The sequence below is a fragment of the Galbibacter sp. PAP.153 genome, assembly GCF_037029175.1.
Lineage (GTDB): Bacteria > Bacteroidota > Bacteroidia > Flavobacteriales > Flavobacteriaceae > Galbibacter > Galbibacter pacificus.
The window spans coordinates 1-22,375 of record NZ_JAZEUN010000016.1 but is presented as its reverse complement, the minus strand read 5'-3'; the positions used below and the strand labels follow the sequence as shown (position 1 = coordinate 22,375).

Below are 22,375 nucleotides of genomic sequence, written 5' to 3'. Positions count from 1 at the left end.
GCTGTCTAAAAACACTTGATTTTAGACAGTCTCTTTTAACTATAAATTACACCACTCCTTGGGCTAGAATTGCATCGGCTACTTTTACAAAACCTGCAATATTTGCGCCCCGAACATAGTTGATATATCCGTCTGGATCTTCTCCGTGATCGATACAAGAATTGTGAATACTCTTCATAATCCCTTTCAATTTATCATCAACCTCTTCTCTTGTCCAGCTATAACGTAACGAATTTTGTGCCATTTCCAAGCCCGAAGTTGCAACACCCCCGGCATTGGATGCTTTTCCTGGCGCAAACAATATTTTTGCGTGTTGGAATTGAAGAATAGCTCCCGGAGTACAAGGCATGTTTGCGCCCTCGCTCACACATATGCATCCGTTTTTAGTTAATGCTTTTGCATCTTCTTCGTTCAGCTCATTTTGCGTTGCACAAGGAAGTGCTATATCGCAAGGTATGTGCCACGGGGTTTTGCCTGCATAATATTCTGCCGAAGGATACTTTTCTGTATATTCCGAAATTCTTCCGCGTTTTACGTTTTTAATAAACATTACATGAGCGAGCTTCTCGGCATCGATTCCGTCTTTATCATAAATGGTCCCCGAAGAATCTGAAAGCGAAACTACTTTGGCGCCCAATTGCGTGGCCTTTTCGGTAGCATATTGCGCTACATTTCCCGAACCGGAAACCGTTACTGTTTTCCCTTGAAAAGTATCTCCTTTTCTTTCCAGCATATTTTGTGCAAAGTACACATTTCCATATCCTGTAGCTTCTGGACGAATGAGGGAACCACCCCAAGAAAGCCCTTTCCCGGTTAAAACTCCCGTAAATTCATTTTTAATTTTTCGGTACATTCCAAACAAGAAACCAATTTCCCTACTTCCTACGCCTATATCTCCGGCCGGGACATCGGTATTTGGCCCTATGTGCCTAAAAAGTTCGGTCATAAAACTATGGCAAAAACGCATCACTTCATCATCCGACTTTCCTTTCGGATCAAAGTCAGACCCTCCTTTACCACCGCCCATTGGCAATGTTGTCAAACTGTTTTTAAAAACCTGTTCAAAAGCCAAGAATTTTAAAATACTCATATTTACCGTTGGGTGAAAACGTAGCCCGCCTTTATACGGACCGATAACAGAGCTCATTTGGATTCGATACCCCCTGTTTACGTGTATTTCCCCTTTATCGTCAACCCACGGCACCCTAAACATTATAGCTCTCTCGGGCTCTACCATGCGCAACAATATGTTTTTACCGTTGTATATTTCATGCTGTGCAATATACGGAAGTACTGTTTCTGCTACTTCGTGTACTGCCTGAAGAAACTCTGGCTCGTGTGCATTACGGACTTTTACTTCGTCCATAAATGTTTTTATTTTTTGGTCCATTGCATTCATAAAAAATGGATTAATTGTGTATTTAATAATTTGACAGCAAAATTATACTTTTTATTGAAAAAAAATGCTTGTTTTTTAAAAAATCGTTAATCTCAAACGTTTTCGTTACCCTATTGCTCGTCTAAGATCATCGATTAAATCTTCTACATCTTCAATCCCAACGCTCAATCTAATCAAGGCATCGACCACGCCTGTTTTTTCCCTTTCTTCTTTGGGGATAGAGGCATGCGTCATACTTGCAGGATGTCCCGCCAAAGACTCTACGCCCCCCAACGATTCGGCCAATGTAAATACTTTTAAATTTTCCACAATTTTAATAGCTTCTTGGTAATTGTTTCCCTTGGTCACAAAAGAAATCATCCCGCCAAAACCTTTCATTTGCTTTTTGGCAATTTCATGATTGGGGTGCGATTTAAACCCGGGCCAATATACTTTCTCTATTTTTGGGTGATCTGCCAAAAATTTCGCAATGGCTGCTCCATTTTCACAATGGCGCTGCATACGCACGTGCAGGGTTTTTATTCCGCGAAGTACTAAAAAACAGTCCATGGGGCCGGCAACCGCACCACTTGCGTTTTGAATAAAATACAGTTTATCGGCCAAGTCCTTATTTTTTACCACCAAGGCACCCATAACCACATCGCTGTGCCCGCCCATATATTTTGTTGCCGAATGCATTACCAAATCGGCTCCCAAATCGAGTGGCAATTGCAAATATGGCGTGGCAAACGTATTGTCTACCCCCAATAAAACCTTATGTTTTTTTGCAATGTTGGCTACTTGGGCAATATCAATAATGTTCATCATTGGGTTTGTAGGGGTTTCAACCCAAATAAGCCTTGTGTTTGTATTTATATAGTTTTCAATTACTGCCGGGTTTTCCATGTTCACAAAATGAAACTTGATCCCAAACCCTTCAAAAATTTTACTGAACAAGCGGTAACTGCCACCATACAGATCGTTGGTCGATATTACTTCGTCTCCCGGTTGCAGTAATTTCATTACCGCATCTATTGCCGCCAGGCCGCTAGCAAAAGCCAAACCGTATTTGCCGTTCTCGATACTTGCCAAACTATTTTCCAGTGCCGTCCTAGTTGGGTTGGCACTTCTGGAATACTCAAACCCCTTGTGCGCGCCCGGCGAAGATTGTGCATATGTTGAAGTTTGGTAAATTGGAGGCATTACCGCCCCATAAGCTTTATCGGGTTCTTGCCCGCCATGAATAGCCTTGGAATTAAAGCGTAAATTCTCTTTACTCATAACTTGAAGATTGTATAACAAAAATATCGTTTACTTTTGGGGATTGCAAAGAACGCCGTACCTTTATTTTTTATTTAACAGCCTATGTCCAGAAAGTCTTTTTCAATCTTCATAATTGTATGTACCGCATTGTTTTTGGGGTGCGAAAACAAAGAAACCATTAGTTATGTAAACAAAGATATGGTAACCGATAACTGTACCGATTGCCCCCAGGTAAAAATCAATATCCCGCAGGCACAACCAGCAAATGCAGTTACCGAAAAGATAAATACAGAAATCAATTCTTTTGTTATTGATGTCCTTAATTATTCTGAAGAAAAAAAAGCTTCAACTATTAATGAGGCCATTGCCATTTTTAGAAACGATTATAAAAAATTAAAAGAACGCTTTCCAGAAGATATCGTTCCATGGGAAGCTAGCATTAAAGGCGGAACTTCTTTTGAAAACGGGCATTTTTCATCTATAAAAATAGAAAGCTATGTATTTACCGGTGGCGCACATGGTTATGGTAGCGTGAGTTTTTTAAACTTTAACGACCTTACCGGCGAAGCATTGAGTGCCGAAGACCTTTTTACCAATGTGGACGCTTTTGTTAATTATGCCGAAGAAGCTTTTAGGAAACAAGAAAACCTAAAACCCGAAGCCAATATTAACAGCTCCGGGTTTATGTTTGAAAACGATGCTTTCCATTTGCCAAATAGCATTGGCTTTAACGGGCAGGGCATTGTATTAATTTACAATCCCTATGAAATTGCCGCCTATGCCGATGGATTGACAAAAATTGAAATTCCATACAGCAAAGCAGAAGAATTTATAAAGCCCGAATGGCTCGCCGAAGGGCAATAATATAACCAATATGCCACCCTTCGTGATAATTGTTAAAAGCAATGGCATCATCAATGGAGTTAATGCTTATCCCGATACTGGTGGTAAGGCTGTTAAATTTTGTAAACTCGGGATAATCGGCTTTAATTCTCGATGCATTCAACATTAATTCTTCCTTGAATTTTTCAAATTCCTTTAAAGAAACTTGCCTTGCCGGGTCTGGGGCTGTTCCCCGTCTATAATTGTCAATGGTAACTTGGTCTACATAGCCTGCCTTTTCAGATAATTTATAGCAAAGCAGCTGTTGGGTAACCAATAAGTGGATTACGTTCCAGGCTATGTTGTTGTTAAATCCTTTGGGAATTTGGTTAATTTCTTCCTCCGTAAGGTCTTCGGTTAATTTAAGTACCTGACGCCTACTTTTTTCGAGGACATCAAACTGATAATCGATCATTCTTAGGTTTTTTTGGGGTTGCTATTAATTGAATTTAATGATCAAAAATAACTTTTAAATTTTAAGTAGAAACTACTTTTTAAAAAGATGTTATAATCTTAAATAAAGAAACATATTTCCGACTAATACTTTTAAATTTGCAGCATGAAAAAGATTTACCATTTACGTACTTGCGATACCTGTAAAAGGATTATTGATGAAATCAACCTTCCTGAAAATTTTATTTCTCAAGACATTAAAAGCGAACCAATTACCAACGACCAACTGGAAGGAATGAAACAGCTGGCAGGCTCTTATGAAGCATTGTTCAGCAAAAGGGCCAGGCTGTACAAAGAACGCGACCTAAAAAACAAAAAATTATCAGAAACCGATTTTAAAAACCTCATTCTTGAGCACTATACTTTTTTAAAGCGGCCCGTTATTATTGTTAACGATTCCATTTTTATAGGAAACAGCAAAAAAACCGTAGAAACCGCAAAGCAAGCCATACATGAACAATAGGATATTAGCGCTATTGGCAGCTTTTGGTGCCAGCCTGATTTACGGAATAAACCATACTGTTGCCAAAGATGTAATGCCCACGTTTATACAGCCTTTCGGGTTTATTTTATTGCGGGTTTCCGGTGCGGCCATTTTATTTTGGATAATAAGCATATGGGGACCAAAAGAAAAAATTGACAAGAAGGATTGGCCACGGCTTGCATGCTGTGCCGTTTTCGGGATGGTCATCAATATGTTGATGTTCTTTAAAGGACTAAGTCTTTCAACACCCATAAACAGCGCCGTTATTGTTACGCTTACACCAATAATTGTTTTTATATTATCTGCAATTATCATTAAAGAAAGGGTAACCTTTATTAGAACATTTGGCATTTTGTTGGGCTTTGCCGGTGCTCTGGGACTTGTCCTGTTTGGCGAAAACGTGGAACAAGGAGCCCCAAACATAGCATTGGGCAATATTTTGTTTATGATTAATGCTACTTCTTACGGAATTTATCTGGTACTGGTTAAGCCATTAACCGCAAAATACCATGCTTTTACCATTATGAGATGGCTTTTTACCATTGGAATTATCATCAACATCCCTTTTACCATTACAGAGTTTACGGCTGTTAAATGGACCTCGCTCCCTTTTGATGCCATATGGCGGATGGCCTTTGTGGTTGTGGGCACAACATTTTCAACTTATTTATTAAACATATTTGCACTAAAACAGTTAAAAGCATCTACCATTGGTGCTTTTGTGTATTTGCAACCCCTTATAGGTATTTTATTTGCCATTATTGTGGGCGCCGATAAACTAACTTTTGTAAAAGTAATTGCTGCGGGGCTCGTGTTTTTGGGAGTTTATATGGTTACAAAAACCAAGAAACCGCCCGTTGTTAAAGAAAAGGCGTGATAAAAGCACAAAAAATGTTTTAAACGTTCAGGTCGACGGGGGTTTTAGCGTGTCTTCGGGTATCTTCCTTCGTTAGCACCCTAAAATCTTTTGCCCTCTCCACTTTATCAAATAAATGACTTACCTCCTCTGGCAGACCTATTAATTTACGGGCTTCCAAATCGATCCAGGCCCCCATTATTTCGCAATGCGCAACATTTCTTCCCTTGTAATCGTAGTAATTATGATGAAATTCAAAAAACATCCCGTCTTCGCTCATTCCTTTCAGCTCCAAGGAAACCGTTAATGGCTTTCCGGAAAAAACTTCCTTAAAATAATAGATATGTTCGTAAAAAACCACCGGCCCAATATTTAACTTCCCCAGCAAGCGTTGGTCGAATCCGTTTTCTATTAAAAAAGACATCCGGGTATGTGCTGCAAATTCTATATAAGCCTTATTGGCCAAATGGCGGTTAGCGTCCAAATCGTTCCAGCGTATTTCAAATTCCTTAGTGTACATATTTAAGTCTATTTATTTTACCATTAAAACCCCTCGAAAATCTATAAGAATATTTTATAGGAAAACTATATTGCCCTAAAAATACTTTAACTTTGAAGGAGCCCTACAAATTTACAAACTTATTATTATGCACGCATAATATTTAACTAAATACAAATATCATTTCAACAAAAAGAAAATGCCACTAGTACCTTCCAATTACAATCCCCCGCATTTATTCAAAAACGGCCATTTTTCAACAATTTATTCAGGACTCATCCGTCAAGTAAAAGGTATTTCCCAGGAAAGGGAGCGAATCCAGACCCCCGATAATGATTTTATAGATATCGATTGGTCTTATTCGGTTAAAAAAACAGAAAAGGCAGTTGTAATTTTACACGGGTTGGAAGGAAATGCACAACGCCCGTACATAACCGGAAGTGCCAAAATATTTAATGAAAACAATTTTGACGCAGTGTCCATTAACTACCGGAGCTGTAGCGGATTACCAAACAAGACGTTTAAATCGTACCATTCGGGCGCTACAAACGATGTCGAACTTGTAATTCATCATCTTATAAAAAAGGGCACCTACAAAACTATTGTATTGAACGGTTTTAGCCTCGGTGGAAATTTAGTGTTAAAATATCTTGGCACCCATAACATACCAAAAGAAATAAAAACAGCCGTGGCCGTATCTGTGCCATGCGATTTGTATGGATCTATGCTAGAAATCCACAAGTTAAAAAACACTATTTATGCAAAGCGGTTTAAAAAAACACTGCTAAAAAAATTAAGGCAAAAACAAGTGGCTTTCCCCGGCCAGGTTTCTCTGGAAGAAATAGATAGCATTAAAACACTAAAAGATTTTGACGACCTATATACTTCCAGGGCACACGGCTTTTATGATGCATTGGATTATTACGATAAAAGCAGTTCTGTTAACAATTTAAAAAATATTGAGGTTCCCTGTTTAATCCTCAATGCGCAAAACGATTCTTTTTTATCGCCTTCCTGTTATCCATCAGAAATTTCTAAAAACAAAGACAACCTATATTTAGAAATCCCAAAATACGGGGGGCATGTTGGCTTTTTCGACCGCGATAATGTTTATTACAATGAAAAAAGGGCCATCGCTTTTGTTAAAAGCATCGTAAAATAAATGGTAACCCATGAAAAGATGCGCATTTTCCCTCGCAAAGCTTAACCATGCACTAAAAATACGTTACTTTTAAAAATACAATCAAAAACCATTTAATTATGAAAAGCCGAAGAAAATTCATAGAAAAAGTAGCCATATCAACTGCCGGACTATCCCTTGTAGGTTGGAATTCTCCCAATTATTTAATGCACTTACACAATCCCGCTTCAAAAGAACCAAAACTAAAGGTTGCACTCATGGGCTTGGGAAGCTATGCAAACAGGGTTGCCAAAGCAATGCAACAATGCAATAAAGCAATTATAACCGGCCTTATAAGCGGTACCCCCGAAAAACTGGAAACTTGGGGAGAAAAATACAATGTACCAAAGGAAAGCAGGTACAACTACGAAAATTTTGATGCCATTGCCAGCAATCCAAATATAGATGCCGTATACATTATTACCCCAAATGCCCTGCACCACGGCCAAACCATTCGCGTTGCCAAAGCCGGCAAGCACGTAATTTGCGAAAAACCCATGGCAATAAGTGCCCAAGAAGGAAAAGAAATGGTCGATGCTTGTAAAAAGGCCGGAGTAAAACTTTTAGTTGGCTACAGAATGCATTTTGAGCCCAATACCCTAGAGGTGGTAAACATGAGAAAACAGGGGGATTTTGGAAAAATAGATTTTTTCCAAGGGCTGTCGGGATTTAATATTGGCGACCCCAATCAATGGAGGCTCGACAAAGCATTGGCCGGCGGGGGCGCTTTGGTAGATATTGGCATCTATTCCATAAACGGAGCCCGATATATGGTAGGCGAAGAACCTATTTGGGTTACGGCCCAGGAAACCAAAACCAATCCCGAAAAATTCAAGGAAGGCGTAGATGAGACCATTCAATTTCAATTAGGATTTCCCAGCGGTGCCGTGGCCTCATGTCTATCGACCTATGCCATGAACAATCTGGACAAATTCTTTTTAAACGGAGCCAAAGGCTTTGCCCAACTACATCCGGCTACCGGTTATGGCCCCATAAAAGGGAGCACACACCTTAAAGCCCTGACCGAAGACCATACCCCGCAGCAAACCCTCCAAATGGATGCCATGGCAGACATTCTATTAAAAGGTACAGAACCCGCAATTCCCGTTAATGGCGAAGAAGGACTAAAAGACCTAAAAATTATAGAAGCAATTTATAAGGCCGTCGACCAATCGAAAAAGATAACATTAACACTATAATACAAAAAAGCGTTATAAAACTATTTTTATAAGTAATGGCTTCAGCATTAGCCATAGAAATACTTATATTAGCATTCAAATTAAAAATAGATCAAATGAAACTATACAGTAAAATTGTTGCATGTCTTTTTTCATTGGCCATTATTAGTTGTGGCGATGGTAAAAAGGAGAAGAAAGAAGAAAAATTCCAGTACGAGCAAGAATCAACAAGTGCAAGCAAAGCTTCTGATGCAGAAGAAGATCAAAACACAGTGGTTATTACTGCAAACGACATGATGAAATTCAACAAAAGTGAAATTCGTGTAAAAGCAGGGCAAAAAGTTACCATTACCTTAAAACATGTGGGCAAACTAGATAAAAAAGTAATGGGGCATAACTTGGTAATTTTAAAACAAGATGTCGATTTGGTTGAATTTGCCACCGCTGCCACTGCCGCTACCGAAAACGACTATATTCCCGAAGGCACAGATGCCGTTGTTGCACATACCAAATTATTAGGAGGCGGAGAAAGCGACACCATTGAATTTGAAGCACCCGCTCCCGGAACATATGACTTTTTATGTAGTTTTCCCGGGCATTTTGCCGCTATGCAAGGAAAATTTATTGTTGAATAACAAGCAATTAAAAAATGAAAATATATCAGTTTATTCTATGCAGCCTTTTTGTAATCGTTATTGGCTGTAAGGGCAAAGAAGAGAAAAAGGAAAACATCATTGAAAAATCTAAAACTGATATAGCAATCCAACCGGAATGGCAACAACTGTTCAATGGCAAAGACCTTTCCGGTTGGGTTCCTAAAATTTCTAAACACGAAGTTGGCGAAAACTATGCCAATACCTTTTCTGTAAAAGACGGGAAAATTGTTGTTAATTACGATGATTACCACAATGTTTTTGACAGACAATACGGGCATCTTTTTTACAACAAGTCTTTCTCTGCATATTTTCTTGCAATAGAATACCGCTTTGTTGGCGAACAAATAGCTGATGGAGAAGGTTGGGCATGGAGAAACAGCGGAGCCATGTTGCATGGCCAGGCCCCGGAAACTATGCTGAAAGACCAAGATTTCCCCATAAGTATAGAAGGGCAGTTTTTAGGCGGCGATGCCAATAGCGATGAAGAACGCCCAACCTTAAATTTATGCACCCCCGGCACCAACGTTATGCTAAACGATTCTATATTTACCCCGCATTGCACCAATTCTTCATCAAAAACATACCGTGGAGACCAATGGGTAAGGGCTACTTTTTTAGTGCTTAAAGATTCTATTGTAAAACATATTATTGATGGTAAAACTGTTTTAGAATACACACACCCACAAATTGGCGATGGCGGCGTAGAAAACTTCGATCCGGCTATAAAAGAAGATGGAAAACCACTTACAGAAGGTTATATTTCCATACAAAGTGAAAGCCACCCCGTTGAATTTAGAAAGGTTGAAATTGTAGACCTAAACCCTATTTACAACAACAAGGAAGAATTACAAGCAACAATTGATGCCTTATTGAAAGCTGAGAAGGCCAACTAAGCAACTAGATTTATAGTAATTATTTTTTTACTTCTTTTTTTCCTACTTCCTTCGGCCAAAAAGGCGAAGTAAAAACAAAAATAAGTTGATAAAATCCAGATACAATGTAAGTGCTCCCATAACAGCTTCTTTGGTGTCTTCTTCGGTTCCTTCGTTACCAATTATGTTAAGCTGTTTTATCTTTTGGGTATCGTAGGCCGTAAGTGCCACGAAAATTAATACCCCGGCATAGGTTACGATCCAATACAGCATTTCATTTTGAAAAAAGAAGTTTACCACAGAAGCAATAATAATTCCTATAAGTCCCATAAAAGCTATATTTCCAACCGAAGTGAGGTCGGTTTTAGTATAATATCCATACATGCTCATTACGCCAAAAGTCCCAGCCGTAATGTAAAAAGTAGTGGCTATTGATGCCGTTGTGAAAGCTAAAAAAATAACAGAAAATGTTAATCCGTTTAACACGGCATATCCCAAAAATAAAGCAATTGCCGTATTAGCCCTTATCTTACCGATTACAGCACTTAAATAAGCAATACAAGCAAATTCGGCAATTAATAAGCCGTAAAAATACAAACGGTTACTAAAAATTACACTAATAATGGCTTCTGTATTTGCCACCCAAGCGGCTATTAATCCGGTTAATATCAAGGCTCCGGACATCCACCCATATACTTTGGTCATAAAACGGGCCTGTTCTGCCTTAATTTCTTCTTGTGACAAATGATCTATAGACATAGTAAAATAGTTTAGGGAACTAAATAACATTTTTTATTTAATAAAACCAAAAAAATGCCCCGGCCATAAATACCGGGGCAAAATCATGAATAAAATTTAGAAATTATGAGACATAAAAATACTATTGCCATCCTCCACCCAAAGCTTGGTAAAGTGTAACAACAGCATTAAGTTTTGTGTATTTGTTTTCTATTAAAAGCAGTTCGGAATTTAATGCATTCTCTTGGGCGTTCAGTACTTCTAAATAATCGGCCAACCCTTGGTTTAACAATTCTTCAGAATACTCGGTAGCCTTGTTGTAAGCTTCGTATTCTTTTTCCCTTACTTCTATTTTTTCTGATGCGGCATCGTAACGGTACAAAGCGTCCGATACTTCCTGTCCTGCCGTTAAAAGCGTCTTTTTATAATTCAGTAGTGCTTGTTCTTGTTGCGCTTTGGAAACTTCATATTGAGTTCTAATCTTTCTGCCGTTCAATATGGGTTGTGTTAGCCCACCCACCAAAGTATTGAAGATAGAGCTGGCATCGATCCAATTGTCAAAATCCAAACTTTGAAAACCGGCACTTGCACTCAAAGTAATGGATGGGTAAAAACTACTTCTGGCAACATTGGTAAGCTCGAAAGCATTTCTCAGACCAAATTCTGCCGCAACAACGTCGGGCCTGTTTTGCAATAACAAATAAGGAACCCCAACCACTAAATCGGTTGTTAGTTGTTGCGATTCAAGACTACTGCGTTCAATAGCATGTGGCGGTTGAGCCAAAAGAATAGAAAAAGCATTTTCCAGCAACTTAATTTGGTTTTCCAAATCTATTTTTATGGCTTTAGCAGTATACAATTGCGCTGCCGTTTGTTGTACGGCAACCTCGGTAACCATTCCGGCATCTTTTAAAGCTTTAGTGGTTTCCAGGCTACTTTCCCGCGTTTCTATTGTTTCGTTTGTTACCCTAAGCTGTTCGTCTAAAGAAAGCAATTGATAATAGCTTGAAGCTACAGCGGCAACCAACTCGGTCTTAACCGCTTTGTGTGCTTCCAAGCTCTGTAGGTAAGTAGCCTCAAAAGCTCTTTTGTTACTTCTTATCTTTCCCCAGATATCAGCTTCCCAAGAGAGGTTTGCCGTTAGGTCGTATTGTTCTATTGGCTGACTGAAAATGCTCCCAAACTGACTGTTTTGCGAGTTCTCTTGCCTTGTTACCGAAGCATCAAGCCCCAATGTGGGGTAATTGCCCGCTTTTCCCTGTTTCAAATATGCTTCAGAAGCGGCTATTTGCTGTATGGCTATTCTTATATCTAAATTATTTACCAAAGCAGTGTCTATATGCCGCTCCAGTATGGGATCCTTAAAAAGTTCCCGCCAAGAAACCATTCCAATGGAAGTGCTGTCTTGAGTAATTTGATCGGTACGGTACAAATTATCGGTCTCTACGTCCGGTCTTTCATATTTTTTAGCCACAAAACAAGATTGCAACAGTAACGGGATGCAAAGACCTAATAAAATTTTATATTTTTTAACGTTCATTATCATCTTATTTTTAAGCTTCAATTTCTTTTACTGATTCTGGCTTCCCACTAATTCTTTCTTGCAGCCATTGAAAGATTACAAATAGGATAGGAATTATAAATACCCCTAAAATTGTTCCTATCAACATTCCTCCGGCAGCACCGGTACCAATAGATCGGTTTCCTGATGCTCCTACGCCACCGGCCAACGCCAATGGCATCAACCCAAGTATAAAGGCAAAAGAAGTCATCAAAATTGGTCTTAAACGCGCTTTTGCACCATGAATAGCGGCATCTGAAAGGCTTTCGCCCCTTCTTCGTCTTTGTATGGCAAATTCAACAATTAAAATGGCGTTTTTGGCAAGTAGCCCAATTAGCATGATAAGCGCAATTTGGAAATATATATTGTTTTCCAGCCCTACCATTTTGGTGGTAAAATAGGCTCCGAACACCCCTAATGGTAATGATAATATAACCGACAAAGGCAACAAATAACTTTCGTACTGGGCACATAGCAAGAAATACACAAACACAATACTTAAAATAAAAATCAATATGGTTTGGCTTCCGGCGTTGACCTCTTCCCTGGTTAAACCTGAATAGGCAATACCGTAATTTCCGGGCAATTTGGCCGCTTCTTCCTGTACAACGGCAATGGCGTCACCGGTACTGTAACCGGGATTTGAAGCTCCTGTTACTTTCGATGAATTGAACAGGTTAAAGCGTGTTACAGATTGTGGCCCATATACCCTTTTTAATTTTACAAACTGTGTAATGGGAGCCATTTCTCCATTTCCGGTCCTAACGTACAGTTCGTTTAACGAGCCTTTGTTTTCACGATCACCGGGGAGCGTTTGCAAATACACACGATACTGTTTCCCGAACCTGGCAAAATCGGCTGCATAAACACCGCCAATATATCCTTGCAATGTTGAAAATATACTGTTGATGGGTACTCCCATTTCTTTTGCAACAGGTACGTTTATTTCCATTTCGTACTGTGGATAACTTGTATTGAAAGAAGACTGCGCATATTGAATTTGAGGATGCTTCATAAGAGCCATCATAAAATCCTGATTGGTTTTATCAAGAGCCGTAAATTCACCTCCGGACCTATCTAATAAATTCACTTCAAAACCGGAAGAAATACCAAAGCCGGGAATACTTGGAGGCGCAAAGAATATAATATTGGCTTCGGGAATGGTAGCTGCAATGCCAAATAATCTTTTAGTAAGTGCATCGACCGAGAGCGAATCTTCATCTCTTTCTTCCCAATCTTTCAATTTTATAAATCCAAGTCCGTAGTTACTCCCTTGCCCGCCGAGCAAGCTAAAGCCGTTAATTACCGACACCCCTTCTACTCCGGGGAGGTCTTTGGCGGCGTTGTACAATTTATTGTTTACTTCCCCGGTCCTATCGAGCGATGCTCCGGGAGGTAATTCAACATTCGCAAAAATAATACCCCTGTCCTCGTTGGGCACAAAACCTGTTGGCGTTGTAGAAGAAACCCACACAATTCCGGCAACGGCCGTTAAAATAACAACGCCGGTAATCCATTTGTGTTTGTACAAAAAGCCCAACGACCTACCATAACGCTCGGTAGTAGCATTAAACCCTTTGTTAAACCCATTGTAAAACCTTTGCAGGAAAGTGGTGTTTTTCTTTTCTTCTTCGGTATGGGTTTTAAGGAACAGGGCACATAAAGCAGGACTTAAGGTCAATGCATTTACAGCCGATATAACAATGGCAACAATAAGGGTAATACCAAATTGTTCATAAAAAACCCCGGTCGGCCCTTGAATAAAGGTAACCGGAACGAATACCGCGGCCATTACAAGCGTAATCGAGATAATGGCCCCTGAAATCTCTTCCATTGCATGAATGGTTGCAGAGCGGGACGATTTAGCGCCCCCTTCTTCAATTTTTGCATGTACCGCTTCTACAACAACAATAGCGTCGTCTACCACAATACCAATGGCCAATACCAATGCAAATAATGTTAACAGGTTTATGGAATACCCAAAGACATTAAGGAAAAAGAAAGTCCCAATAATTGCCACCGGAACCGCTATGGCCGGAATTAAAGTAGACCGCACATCCTGAAGGAAGATAAACACTACCAAGAACACCAAAATAAAAGCTTCTATCAATGTATGTATTACCTTATCGATTGATGCTGTTAAGAAATCGTTGGTATCGTATGGGATAAAAATTTCTATTCCTTTGGGGAAATTAGGTTTTAAATCGTCCAGTTTAGCACGGATGGTCTCGATAATTTCCTGTGCATTCGATCCTTTGGTCTGGTATATCGCCATATTGATACTGGGATATCCTTTTGTGGTAGAATTGGATGCATAGGATTGTGCGTTCAACTCGATATCGGCAACATCTTTTAAGCGTAAATATTGCCCGTTCCCCAAAGCCTTTATAATAATATCTTCGTATTGCTTTTCTGTTTTAAAGCGTCCGCTATATTTAATTACATACGAAAAGGCCTCGCCGTTGTTTTCGCCCAAGGATCCTGCTGCTGCTTCCAAACTTTGTTCGTTAAGGGCCGCCCTTACATCAGAAGGGATTAAATCGTATGCGGCCAGTTTTTCCGGTTTTAACCAAATACGCATTGCATAATCCTGACTGGAAAACACCCTTACGTCTCCAACACCATTAACACGCTGCAATTCGGGTATTACATTAATCTTTAAATAATTCTGAACAAAGGTGGCATCGTAATTTTCATTCGTAGAATAAAACGAGATAAACATTAGCGAACTGGTTTGTTGCTTTTGAGTGGTTACCCCGGTTTGTATTACTTCTTGCGGCAATAAAGGATTTGCACGGGCAACCCTGTTTTGCACGTTTACCGCAGCAATATCGGGGTCGGTTTCCTGATCGAAATATACCGTAACGTTTGCCGTTCCCGAATTGGTTGCCGTTGAAGTAATATAGGTCATTCCCTCAACCCCGTTTACCTGTTCTTCAATGGGGATAATTACACTTTCAAGGATTGTTTCGGCATTGGCCCCGGGATACGTGGCATTTACCTGAACGGTTGGAGGGGCAATATCTGGATATTGCTCGATAGGCAAGGTTAAAATACCTAAAACCCCCAAGATTACTATTATAATTGAGATAACCGTAGATAGTACGGGTCTCTCTATAAATGTCTTTAGCATGACTTATTTTTTAAGCTTCTGGATTAGTTTCTAAATAATTTTTTTATTGGCTTGGTTATACTATCGTAGGCTACTTCTTGTGGGGTTATTGCCATATCGGCCCTTAACTTGCCCACGCCTTTTGCAACAATTATATCGCCAATTTTAACCCCCGATTCTACCACGTATAAATTGTCTACACCATCTTTAATTTTTATAACCTCCGATGACACTTTATTATCTCCATTTACATGATATACCAGTACCTGACCTTGCCTTTCAAAAGTAGATTCCTGGGAAATCACGGGTAAATCGGTATAAACGGCAGGAATTTGTATTTTTCCACTATTCCCGTTGGTAAGCAATCTGTTTGGGTTGTCGAAAGTAGCCCTGAAACTAACCGTTCCCGTATTTTCGTTTATTTGTCCCGTTACCGTTTTTATTTCCCCCTTTTGTTTGTATTGTTCCCCATTGGCCAGCAATAAGTTTACTTTGGGAAAGTTCTTGATTTTCTCCTCTAAAGTTTCGCCTTTTGTATTTTGAAGAAAGTCCAAGTAATCTTTTTCATTCATGGAAAAGTATGCATATACTTCTTTGATATCTGAAACAGTTGTAAGCGGTACTTGGTCGCTTGGACTTACAAGGGTCCCCTCCCTAAACGGAATTGCCCCTACATACCCATCTACAGGACTTTTTACGGTTGCGTACCCAATGTTGGCATTGATACTATTGTAATTGCTTTTTGCCTGTGCAAGATTGGCTTTGGCTGTTTCTAGCTGAACATTGCTTATAATTCCTTTTTCCACCAAGGGCTTTAGTCTATCCACTTCAACTTGTGCAACATTTACACTTGCCTTGGCGGCATCGGCGTCTTGGGTCAATGTTTCGGTTTCCAGCCTAAATAGCGTTTGGCCTTTGTTTACTTTCTGACCTTCGTCTACCAACACCTGCTTTATATATCCGGAAACTTTTGCCCTCACGGCACTGTTTACGATTCCTTCTATACTTGTAGGATAGGTTTGGTATCCTGTTACTTTTTTGCTTTCAACTTTTACTACCGGAAATGGCGGTGCTTGCTGTTGCGAATTACTTTCCTGTTTGCCCCCGCAACTTGAAAGCATTACAGCTCCACCTATAATAAGTAATTTCAAATATAGTTTTGACCTCATTATTTCTCTTGATTGATTGTTATTAATATGTTTGTTTTTAATTTTTGAAGGTTTTCTATCATTTTATCTACAAATTCTATGTAATGTATATTGAATGAAAGATCCTTTTGTATTTCGCTGTTGGTTTTATCGCTAATTGCTATAATTTCCTTACGGTAATTCGCAACTTTTTCGTGGAGCTTTCTTTCTTTTTGCCATGAATCAATTTTATCATCCAATCTATTTACCATATCATTTACCGATATTTTAAAATATCTCTTTCTATCTCCCGGCTTTGTATAATAACTTATCCGCCCCATGGACTGTAACAATTGAAGGTTGGTAGAAACAGAACTCTTGCTCACCTCTAGTTCATCTACAATCTCATCAAAGGTAACACCGTCGTAGCCTACCAATGCCAACAAAGCAAAAATCCTTGAAGACAGTGGCGACAATATATCCTGACTTTCAAAATACACGCCCATTTCTTCAATAAGCTCCTTTTTAAGCTTAGACATTTGTTCTTTCCGGTCCATTCTTTTATAATAAAAGTGCAAAAATACTTTTAGTTCGGCAAAAACCGAACTAAAAGAAGTTAATTATTAGTTAAAGATATGTTAACAGCAACTAGGCGTTGCTCTCTGAATATTCTTTGGAAGAGGAAACTTGTTTAATTAATTTTATATTTTTACAAAGTACAGCAAAAATACCTGAAAAACAGCATAATACACCCAAAATTAACAAGTTAAAAGCATGGGCAAACATATTTCCTGCCGAAAGGATTCCTAAAATAAGGATCGTGGATATTGGAAGTGAAAGTGCCAATACGCCAATTGCAAAATTAGAATCGAATGTTTTAGTGCTAGCATGTTTGCTTTTTTCGGCAGAACCGACCAAAGAGATATGGGCAAATGGCCAAAAGCTACAGGCACTTAACGAAAAAGACACCATTAAAAGTACATCGCCATTTTGGCCTATCCCGACAATATGGGCAAATAGGGAAACCAATATTAAAACAATACCGGCACGCAACATGAGCATTGAAAATATCTGGACAAATTGCAACCGTTTTATTTTAAATGCCAACCCGATAAATAGCAATACCAACGGCGTCATAATAAGGCTAAGCCTTGTAAAGGTATCTTTTAAAAAAACTGGTAACATATTTAAATGAACCCCCGACAACACAAAGACAAGTGCCCCAAATATGAAGATATTAACTGGCTCTTTGAGCATGGTTAAAAGCAAATCCTTAATTTTTTTTGAATTGTTGACCCTCCCCATTTCTCTATGATTGTTTTTATAAAACCATTTCATGGCTATAATGTACAAAACCACCAGCACAAAGATTTTATTGCCCAAGTCGGCCATAGCGGCTTTTGCCAAATAACTATCACCCAAAAACTCCAGCACAAAAGGAAAACACGATAGCCCGGGTGCCAGCGAAGGGATAAGCAAGCGGCTGGTCCTGCCTATTGCAGAATTTTTTGAAATACCTATTAAAGGAAGCATCCATCCTGTTATGGCATACAAAACCACATTTAGCAATATGGCGAAAAAAGGAAGCAGCATCAGCCCTGTGCTTATTTCTATTTTTAACAAAGCAATAAAAATGGTAGCGGGCAATGCCAGATTTAAGATTATTTTTTTAAGCCCTGTTATTTCTTCCGGGTTTTTAAACTTAAGTTTAAGGAGGAAGCCAATTAATATAAAAATCAATAACGATATGGTCTTTTGCAATGCGAATTCCATTAAACTAAGATTTTATTAATTGCAGCGGCAAAATATTCCATTTCCTCTAGGGTTCCCATGCTTACCCGGCACCAATTTTGGTCCCAGAACTTAAAGGCCCTGACCACTACTTTGTATTCGTAAATTTTATCCAGGAACTCATCGCCATCCATTTCAATGGGAAAGAGTATAAAATTAGTTTCAGACGGAAGGTATTTAATCCCTTTATCATCCAACAATTTATAGGTAAACTTCTTTGCTGAAGTTATTTTGGATTTACAGTCTTCAATAAAAGGAACATCGTCCAAACTAGCATTTGCAGCAGCTATGGTAGGCCCTGTAATTCCCATACCTCCCCTTGTAATTTGGTTAATGGCTTTAAGGGACTTTTCGTTCCCGAGCATGTACCCTATACGAAGGCCGGCCATGCCATATATTTTAGAAAAGGTACGTGCCACAAATATATTTTTACCTTTGGCCACAAGTGGTGCCATGCTATTTTTTAATCCCCCTGCCGAAAGTTCTATATAAGCTTCATCAATAAAAATAGGCACTTTATCTGAAATCCGGTCACAAAAATCGTATAGTTTTTTTGTGTCTGTTAAGGTTGCGGTCGGGTTGTTGGGGTTTGTTATATAAATTAACTTTGTATTACTATCTATGGCTGCTTCCATTGCATCTAGGTCATGCTGAAAGTCTTTTGTTAGCTTAATGGGTTTCCAGTCGCCACCCGATGCTTTGGCTACATGGACAAGCGACATATAGCAAGGATCCCCACTAATAACATTCCCTCCATCCCCAAAATAAACCATTGCCGTTTTCTCTAATAAATCGGAAGAACCCGGCCCCATCATAATATTCTTTGTTTCAACACCTTCTTTTCGGGCTATTTTTTTTACCAGTTTTCCTAAAGAACCCCACGAATAATGGTTCCCCTCTGTAACTGCCTGCTGAAAGGCAGCAGATGCCTTTGAAGATGGACCATAAGGATTTTCGTTCCATACCAACCTTGCTTTAACAGTGCTTAAATCAGGAAATTTTGGGGGCGTGAATTCATTAAAATTGCTCAAAGCATTTTTAAACATCAGTGGTTGTTGGTCAATGTGGCTTTCGTGCACTTTGGCACTCCATAATTCGTAGGGGCTAAAAGCAAGCGCGCCCGCAGCTATTGCACCTTTCTTTAACCATTCCCTTCTACTGTTTCTGTAATTGGTTTTCATTTCTTATAGATTTATAAATTAGGCCCCTACAAGTTATATCAGCCCGACAAAAAAACCTATGAGAATATTTCAAAAGCCACATGGCTTTATTTAAAAATGATTAAAATAAAATGTTATTTTTTGATGTTATTTTAAAAGATATGTTAAAAAACAATCATTGAAACGGCAGAATCAACGTAAAGGTAGTGTCTTCGCCCTCTATGCTGTTAATCAATATATATTTTAGCCTGATCAACATAAATTGCCTCAAAACCATTAAGACTAACAACCATATATCTATCCAAAGTTTAATAATGTTATGGTCTACACAAGCTTCAATATAAACGTCGGACGCTATTGTTACCCATATTACAAAAACTGCCAAGAACCTCAACTATGTGATTTTGCGGGTTTTTTTCGAAAAAAGTTTCTTCATGTTTTTAAAAGATATATTCAATACAATAGGCTGCTGTATATTTAGACACAATTAAAGGCAATCGTGTATTTATTTCCATGGATTATATTGAATAGCAACATATAGAAACTATTCAATAATTCCTATAAAAATCTATACATAAAGAAAATAGTAGTGTAGATAAAGTATGGGTATTTATTATAGGGCAAGAACCCCCTCTTCGGTTATTAAAGGGATAACCTCTTTATTTACTTCGGAAATTTGATATTCTTCAAAAACAAACTTTCGTTCGTATAATTTATTATCATCAAAAAAAGTAAGGAAAAATTCGTTTTTCAACTTGAAGACTTCTTCTTGAAGTATTTCGATTTTTCGGTACGATTTAGCCTCCATCAAGCCAAAGCCGTGCCTCATAGTTGATGTTATTACATCGCTCCCATAACCTTTAGAAACTACAATGGTTGCCACCAGGCTGGTTTCCCTGTTATTTATTAAGTATGCATACCAAGTTCTTGATAGTCGTTTTTCGTCCCATTCTTGCACAGCGGCCACATAAACATTTTCTGCAACAGGAATTTCAATATCTTTTTTCACGCAACTTAATTTAATGGTGTATAAAAATAACTACAAGGCAGATTTAAACTGCTTTAGGAATCGGATATCGTTCTCGCTCAACATTCTAATATCCGAAATTTGGTGCAGTAACAAGGCAATCCTATCTATGCCCATACCAAAAGCAAACCCGGAATATTCTTTAGAGTCTATTCCGCAATTCTCCAACACATTGGGGTCTACCATTCCGCAGCCCATAATTTCTAGCCAGCCCGTGCCCTTGGTCATTCTATAGTCGGTTTCTGTTTCCAGCCCCCAATACACATCGACTTCGGCACTTGGTTCGGTAAACGGGAAATAAGAAGGCCTTAACCTGATTTTTGACTTCCCGAACATTTCCGTGGTAAAATACTGAAGTGTTTGTTTTAGGTCGGCAAACGAAACCCCTTTGTCTATATAAAGTCCTTCCACCTGATGAAAGAAGCAGTGCGAACGCGAAGAAATGGCTTCGTTTCTATAAACACGCCCGGGAGAAATAGTCCTAATTGGCGGCGTATTGTTTTCCATGTACCGTACCTGCACCGACGAGGTGTGCGTACGCAACAAAACATCGGGGTCGGTTTGAATAAAAAAAGTATCCTGCATGTCACGTGCAGGATGGTATTCAGGTAAGTTCAAAGCGGTAAAGTTATGCCAGTCATCTTCTATTTCGGGACCTTCAGAAACATTAAAGCCAATTCTGGAGAATATATCTATAATTTGGTTCTTGACAATAGCTATTGGGTGCCTGCTCCCTAGCTCCAAAGGAATTGCGGGCTTCGTGAGGTCTCCATAGAAACTTTTATCAACGTCTTTATGCTCCAAGGCCTTTTTTAAGGCATTTACCTTTTCTTGAGCAGCAGCCTTTAATTCGTTGATGGTTTGCCCAAATACTTTTTTTTGCTCGTTAGGAACATTTTTAAATTCGGCAAAAAAGTCGTTCAACAACCCTTTTTTACCCAAATATTCAATTCTAAAAGCTTCTACTTCATCTAAAGTACCAGCAGTAAAGCTGTTTACTTTTTCAATATGCTCCTTTATAGTATCGATCATAACCATTTTTTCTTTGGAAAGGCAAATTTAAAGATTTCCCGAGAATATAATGCACCTTCTCAAACTTAATCGTAATGCTTTAACACATCCACCGAAATTCAACTTTAGGCTGGTAATCAGAATCGCCATTACTCTATAAAACCGTTTTCAACAAAATATTGAACCAATGCTTCTTTCATTAATACCGACTGCTCCCCCGACTTAAGTACTGGCAACTGCTCTTTTAACTTATAATGAGGCCAGCCATCTTTATCAAAAAAATCAAACTCGTAATATCCATAAGGCTCCAACAACCTGCAAATGGCTATGTGCATTAGGTTAAGCTTTTCATCTTTTTTAAAAGTTCTATGCAATTGGCCCAGTTCCTGTACGCCCACCAAATAGATAATGGCATCCAGCTCTAACGTATCTCCATCGGCAAACTGACTGGACAGCTTTGTAACCAGTAAGTCCCATTTCATTTTTAATTCTTCGTCTCTTGCCATAATTAAACTTTGTGCAAAAATAGTAAGTTCTATGGTTTGAATAAGATAATTGTTTGCATTTGTAAGTTGATCAAAACCTTTTTTGTCCACGGAATGTTTATAACTAGCGATAAAAGCTTAGAAAAGATTTATATTTGTTGAAACTACATTGCCATAAATGAATTATATAGATATTGTTTTGGGCGGATTAATTCTTTTTGGGCTCGTCCGCGGGTTCATGAAAGGCCTTTTTATTGAAGTGGCTTCTTTGGTAGCCCTTATTCTAGGAATATATGGCGCCATTAATTTTTCTTACTTTATAGGCGATTATTTGCAGGATAAGGTAACCTGGGACCAAAAATACATAAGTTTAACGGCCTTTGCCCTAACTTTTATAGGCATTATTATTATAGTTTCCCTGTTGGGAAAACTTCTTACAAAAATTGCAAATTTGGTAGCCTTGGGTATTTTAAACCGAATTTTGGGCGCCTTGTTTGGTGGGTTAAAGATAGCGGTTATCCTTGGTGCGGTTTTAATATTTATACATAAGTCCAACCAAACCGTTCAATTTATCGATCAAGAAACCATCGATTCATCGGTTGTGTACCAACCGGTAAAACAACTAGGAGATTTTGTGTTTAACTGGGTATTGAGAGATGCTT

The 22,375-nt window shown here is 38.8% G+C and carries 22 protein-coding genes; 8 read left to right on the top strand and 14 right to left on the bottom strand.

What is annotated here, in order from left to right; all coding sequences use genetic code 11:
• Positions 1–46: 46 nt before the first annotated feature.
• Both gdhA and UXI14_RS11525 read right to left on the bottom strand, forming a co-directional pair.
• Entirely contained in the window at positions 47–1,390 is a 1,344-nt protein-coding gene (gdhA, locus tag UXI14_RS11530) for an NADP-specific glutamate dehydrogenase (protein ID WP_277900573.1), read from the bottom strand.
• Between the two features lie 114 nt (positions 1,391–1,504).
• Entirely contained in the window at positions 1,505–2,659 is a 1,155-nt protein-coding gene (locus tag UXI14_RS11525; protein ID WP_335966254.1) for a cystathionine gamma-synthase, read from the bottom strand.
• A gap of 84 nt (positions 2,660–2,743) precedes the next feature.
• On the opposite strand from UXI14_RS11525, the gene UXI14_RS11520 reads away from it, so the two are divergent.
• Complete coding sequence (locus tag UXI14_RS11520) at positions 2,744–3,505, top strand: DUF3298 domain-containing protein (RefSeq protein WP_335966253.1); 762 nt, start codon at positions 2,744–2,746, stop codon at positions 3,503–3,505.
• On the opposite strand, the gene UXI14_RS11515 is transcribed toward UXI14_RS11520, so the two are convergent.
• Positions 3,471–3,938, bottom strand: coding sequence for a DinB family protein (locus UXI14_RS11515; protein ID WP_335966252.1), 468 nt, complete (start codon positions 3,936–3,938; stop codon positions 3,471–3,473). The genes UXI14_RS11520 and UXI14_RS11515 overlap by 35 nt on opposite strands.
• 144 nt (positions 3,939–4,082) lie before the next feature.
• Here UXI14_RS11515 and UXI14_RS11510 point away from each other — a divergent pair, with 144 nt between their 5' ends.
• Entirely contained in the window at positions 4,083–4,439 is a 357-nt protein-coding gene (locus UXI14_RS11510; RefSeq protein WP_335966251.1) for an ArsC/Spx/MgsR family protein, read from the top strand.
• On the top strand, positions 4,429–5,337 hold the full coding sequence (locus tag UXI14_RS11505; RefSeq protein ID WP_335966250.1) for a DMT family transporter: 909 nt from the start codon (positions 4,429–4,431) through the stop codon (positions 5,335–5,337). Before UXI14_RS11510 ends, UXI14_RS11505 begins: the two co-directional genes overlap by 11 nt.
• A 19-nt stretch (positions 5,338–5,356) precedes the next feature.
• Here the strand turns inward: UXI14_RS11505 and UXI14_RS11500 are convergent, their stop codons facing one another.
• Complete coding sequence (locus tag UXI14_RS11500) at positions 5,357–5,836, bottom strand: thioesterase family protein (RefSeq protein WP_277900365.1); 480 nt, start codon at positions 5,834–5,836, stop codon at positions 5,357–5,359.
• Between the two features lie 178 nt (positions 5,837–6,014).
• Here UXI14_RS11500 and UXI14_RS11495 point away from each other — a divergent pair, with 178 nt between their 5' ends.
• The 4 genes from UXI14_RS11495 to UXI14_RS11480 all read left to right on the top strand — a co-directional run bounded on the left by UXI14_RS11495 (position 6,015) and on the right by UXI14_RS11480 (position 9,722).
• Complete coding sequence (locus UXI14_RS11495) at positions 6,015–6,977, top strand: alpha/beta fold hydrolase (RefSeq protein WP_335966249.1); 963 nt, start codon at positions 6,015–6,017, stop codon at positions 6,975–6,977.
• Between the two features lie 98 nt (positions 6,978–7,075).
• Positions 7,076–8,194 (top strand): Gfo/Idh/MocA family oxidoreductase, encoded by a 1,119-nt coding sequence (locus UXI14_RS11490; RefSeq protein WP_335966248.1) that lies wholly within the window; start codon positions 7,076–7,078, stop codon positions 8,192–8,194.
• Between the two features lie 95 nt (positions 8,195–8,289).
• Complete coding sequence (gene azu / locus UXI14_RS11485; protein WP_335966312.1) at positions 8,290–8,808, top strand: azurin; 519 nt, start codon at positions 8,290–8,292, stop codon at positions 8,806–8,808.
• Between the two features lie 14 nt (positions 8,809–8,822).
• Complete coding sequence (locus tag UXI14_RS11480; RefSeq protein ID WP_335966247.1) at positions 8,823–9,722, top strand: DUF1080 domain-containing protein; 900 nt, start codon at positions 8,823–8,825, stop codon at positions 9,720–9,722.
• Between the two features lie 42 nt (positions 9,723–9,764).
• On the opposite strand, the gene UXI14_RS11475 is transcribed toward UXI14_RS11480, so the two are convergent.
• The 10 genes from UXI14_RS11475 to UXI14_RS11430 form a co-directional block, all read right to left on the bottom strand.
• Complete coding sequence (locus UXI14_RS11475) at positions 9,765–10,460, bottom strand: Bax inhibitor-1/YccA family protein (protein ID WP_335966246.1); 696 nt, start codon at positions 10,458–10,460, stop codon at positions 9,765–9,767.
• 121 nt (positions 10,461–10,581) lie between these two features.
• Positions 10,582–11,979, bottom strand: coding sequence for a TolC family protein (locus UXI14_RS11470; protein ID WP_335966245.1), 1,398 nt, complete (start codon positions 11,977–11,979; stop codon positions 10,582–10,584).
• A 13-nt stretch (positions 11,980–11,992) separates the two neighbouring features.
• Positions 11,993–15,133, bottom strand: coding sequence for an efflux RND transporter permease subunit (locus UXI14_RS11465; RefSeq protein WP_335966244.1), 3,141 nt, complete (start codon positions 15,131–15,133; stop codon positions 11,993–11,995).
• A gap of 23 nt (positions 15,134–15,156) precedes the next feature.
• Positions 15,157–16,281, bottom strand: a complete 1,125-nt coding sequence (locus tag UXI14_RS11460; protein ID WP_335966243.1) for an efflux RND transporter periplasmic adaptor subunit — start codon at positions 16,279–16,281, stop codon at positions 15,157–15,159.
• Positions 16,281–16,796: a helix-turn-helix domain-containing protein gene (locus tag UXI14_RS11455; protein WP_335966242.1), complete on the bottom strand. Its 516-nt coding sequence runs from the start codon at positions 16,794–16,796 to the stop codon at positions 16,281–16,283. The genes UXI14_RS11460 and UXI14_RS11455 overlap by 1 nt, the downstream gene beginning before the upstream one ends.
• 91 nt (positions 16,797–16,887) lie before the next feature.
• Positions 16,888–18,012 (bottom strand): permease, encoded by a 1,125-nt coding sequence (locus tag UXI14_RS11450; protein WP_335966241.1) that lies wholly within the window; start codon positions 18,010–18,012, stop codon positions 16,888–16,890.
• Complete coding sequence (locus tag UXI14_RS11445; RefSeq protein ID WP_335966240.1) at positions 18,012–19,211, bottom strand: histidinol-phosphate transaminase; 1,200 nt, start codon at positions 19,209–19,211, stop codon at positions 18,012–18,014. The genes UXI14_RS11450 and UXI14_RS11445 overlap by 1 nt, the downstream gene beginning before the upstream one ends.
• A 592-nt stretch (positions 19,212–19,803) precedes the next feature.
• On the bottom strand, positions 19,804–20,199 hold the full coding sequence (locus tag UXI14_RS11440) for a hypothetical protein (protein ID WP_335966239.1): 396 nt from the start codon (positions 20,197–20,199) through the stop codon (positions 19,804–19,806).
• Positions 20,200–20,229: 30 nt separating this feature from the next.
• Entirely contained in the window at positions 20,230–21,249 is a 1,020-nt protein-coding gene (pheS, locus tag UXI14_RS11435) for a phenylalanine--tRNA ligase subunit alpha (protein WP_335966237.1), read from the bottom strand.
• A gap of 128 nt (positions 21,250–21,377) precedes the next feature.
• A complete protein-coding gene (locus UXI14_RS11430) occupies positions 21,378–21,734 on the bottom strand; it encodes a hypothetical protein (protein ID WP_277900575.1) in 357 nt (118 codons plus the stop codon).
• Positions 21,735–21,891: 157 nt separating this feature from the next.
• Between UXI14_RS11430 and UXI14_RS11425 the strand changes: the two genes are divergently transcribed.
• A partial coding sequence (locus UXI14_RS11425) for a CvpA family protein (RefSeq protein ID WP_277900378.1) occupies positions 21,892–22,375 on the top strand: 484 nt, incomplete at its 3' end.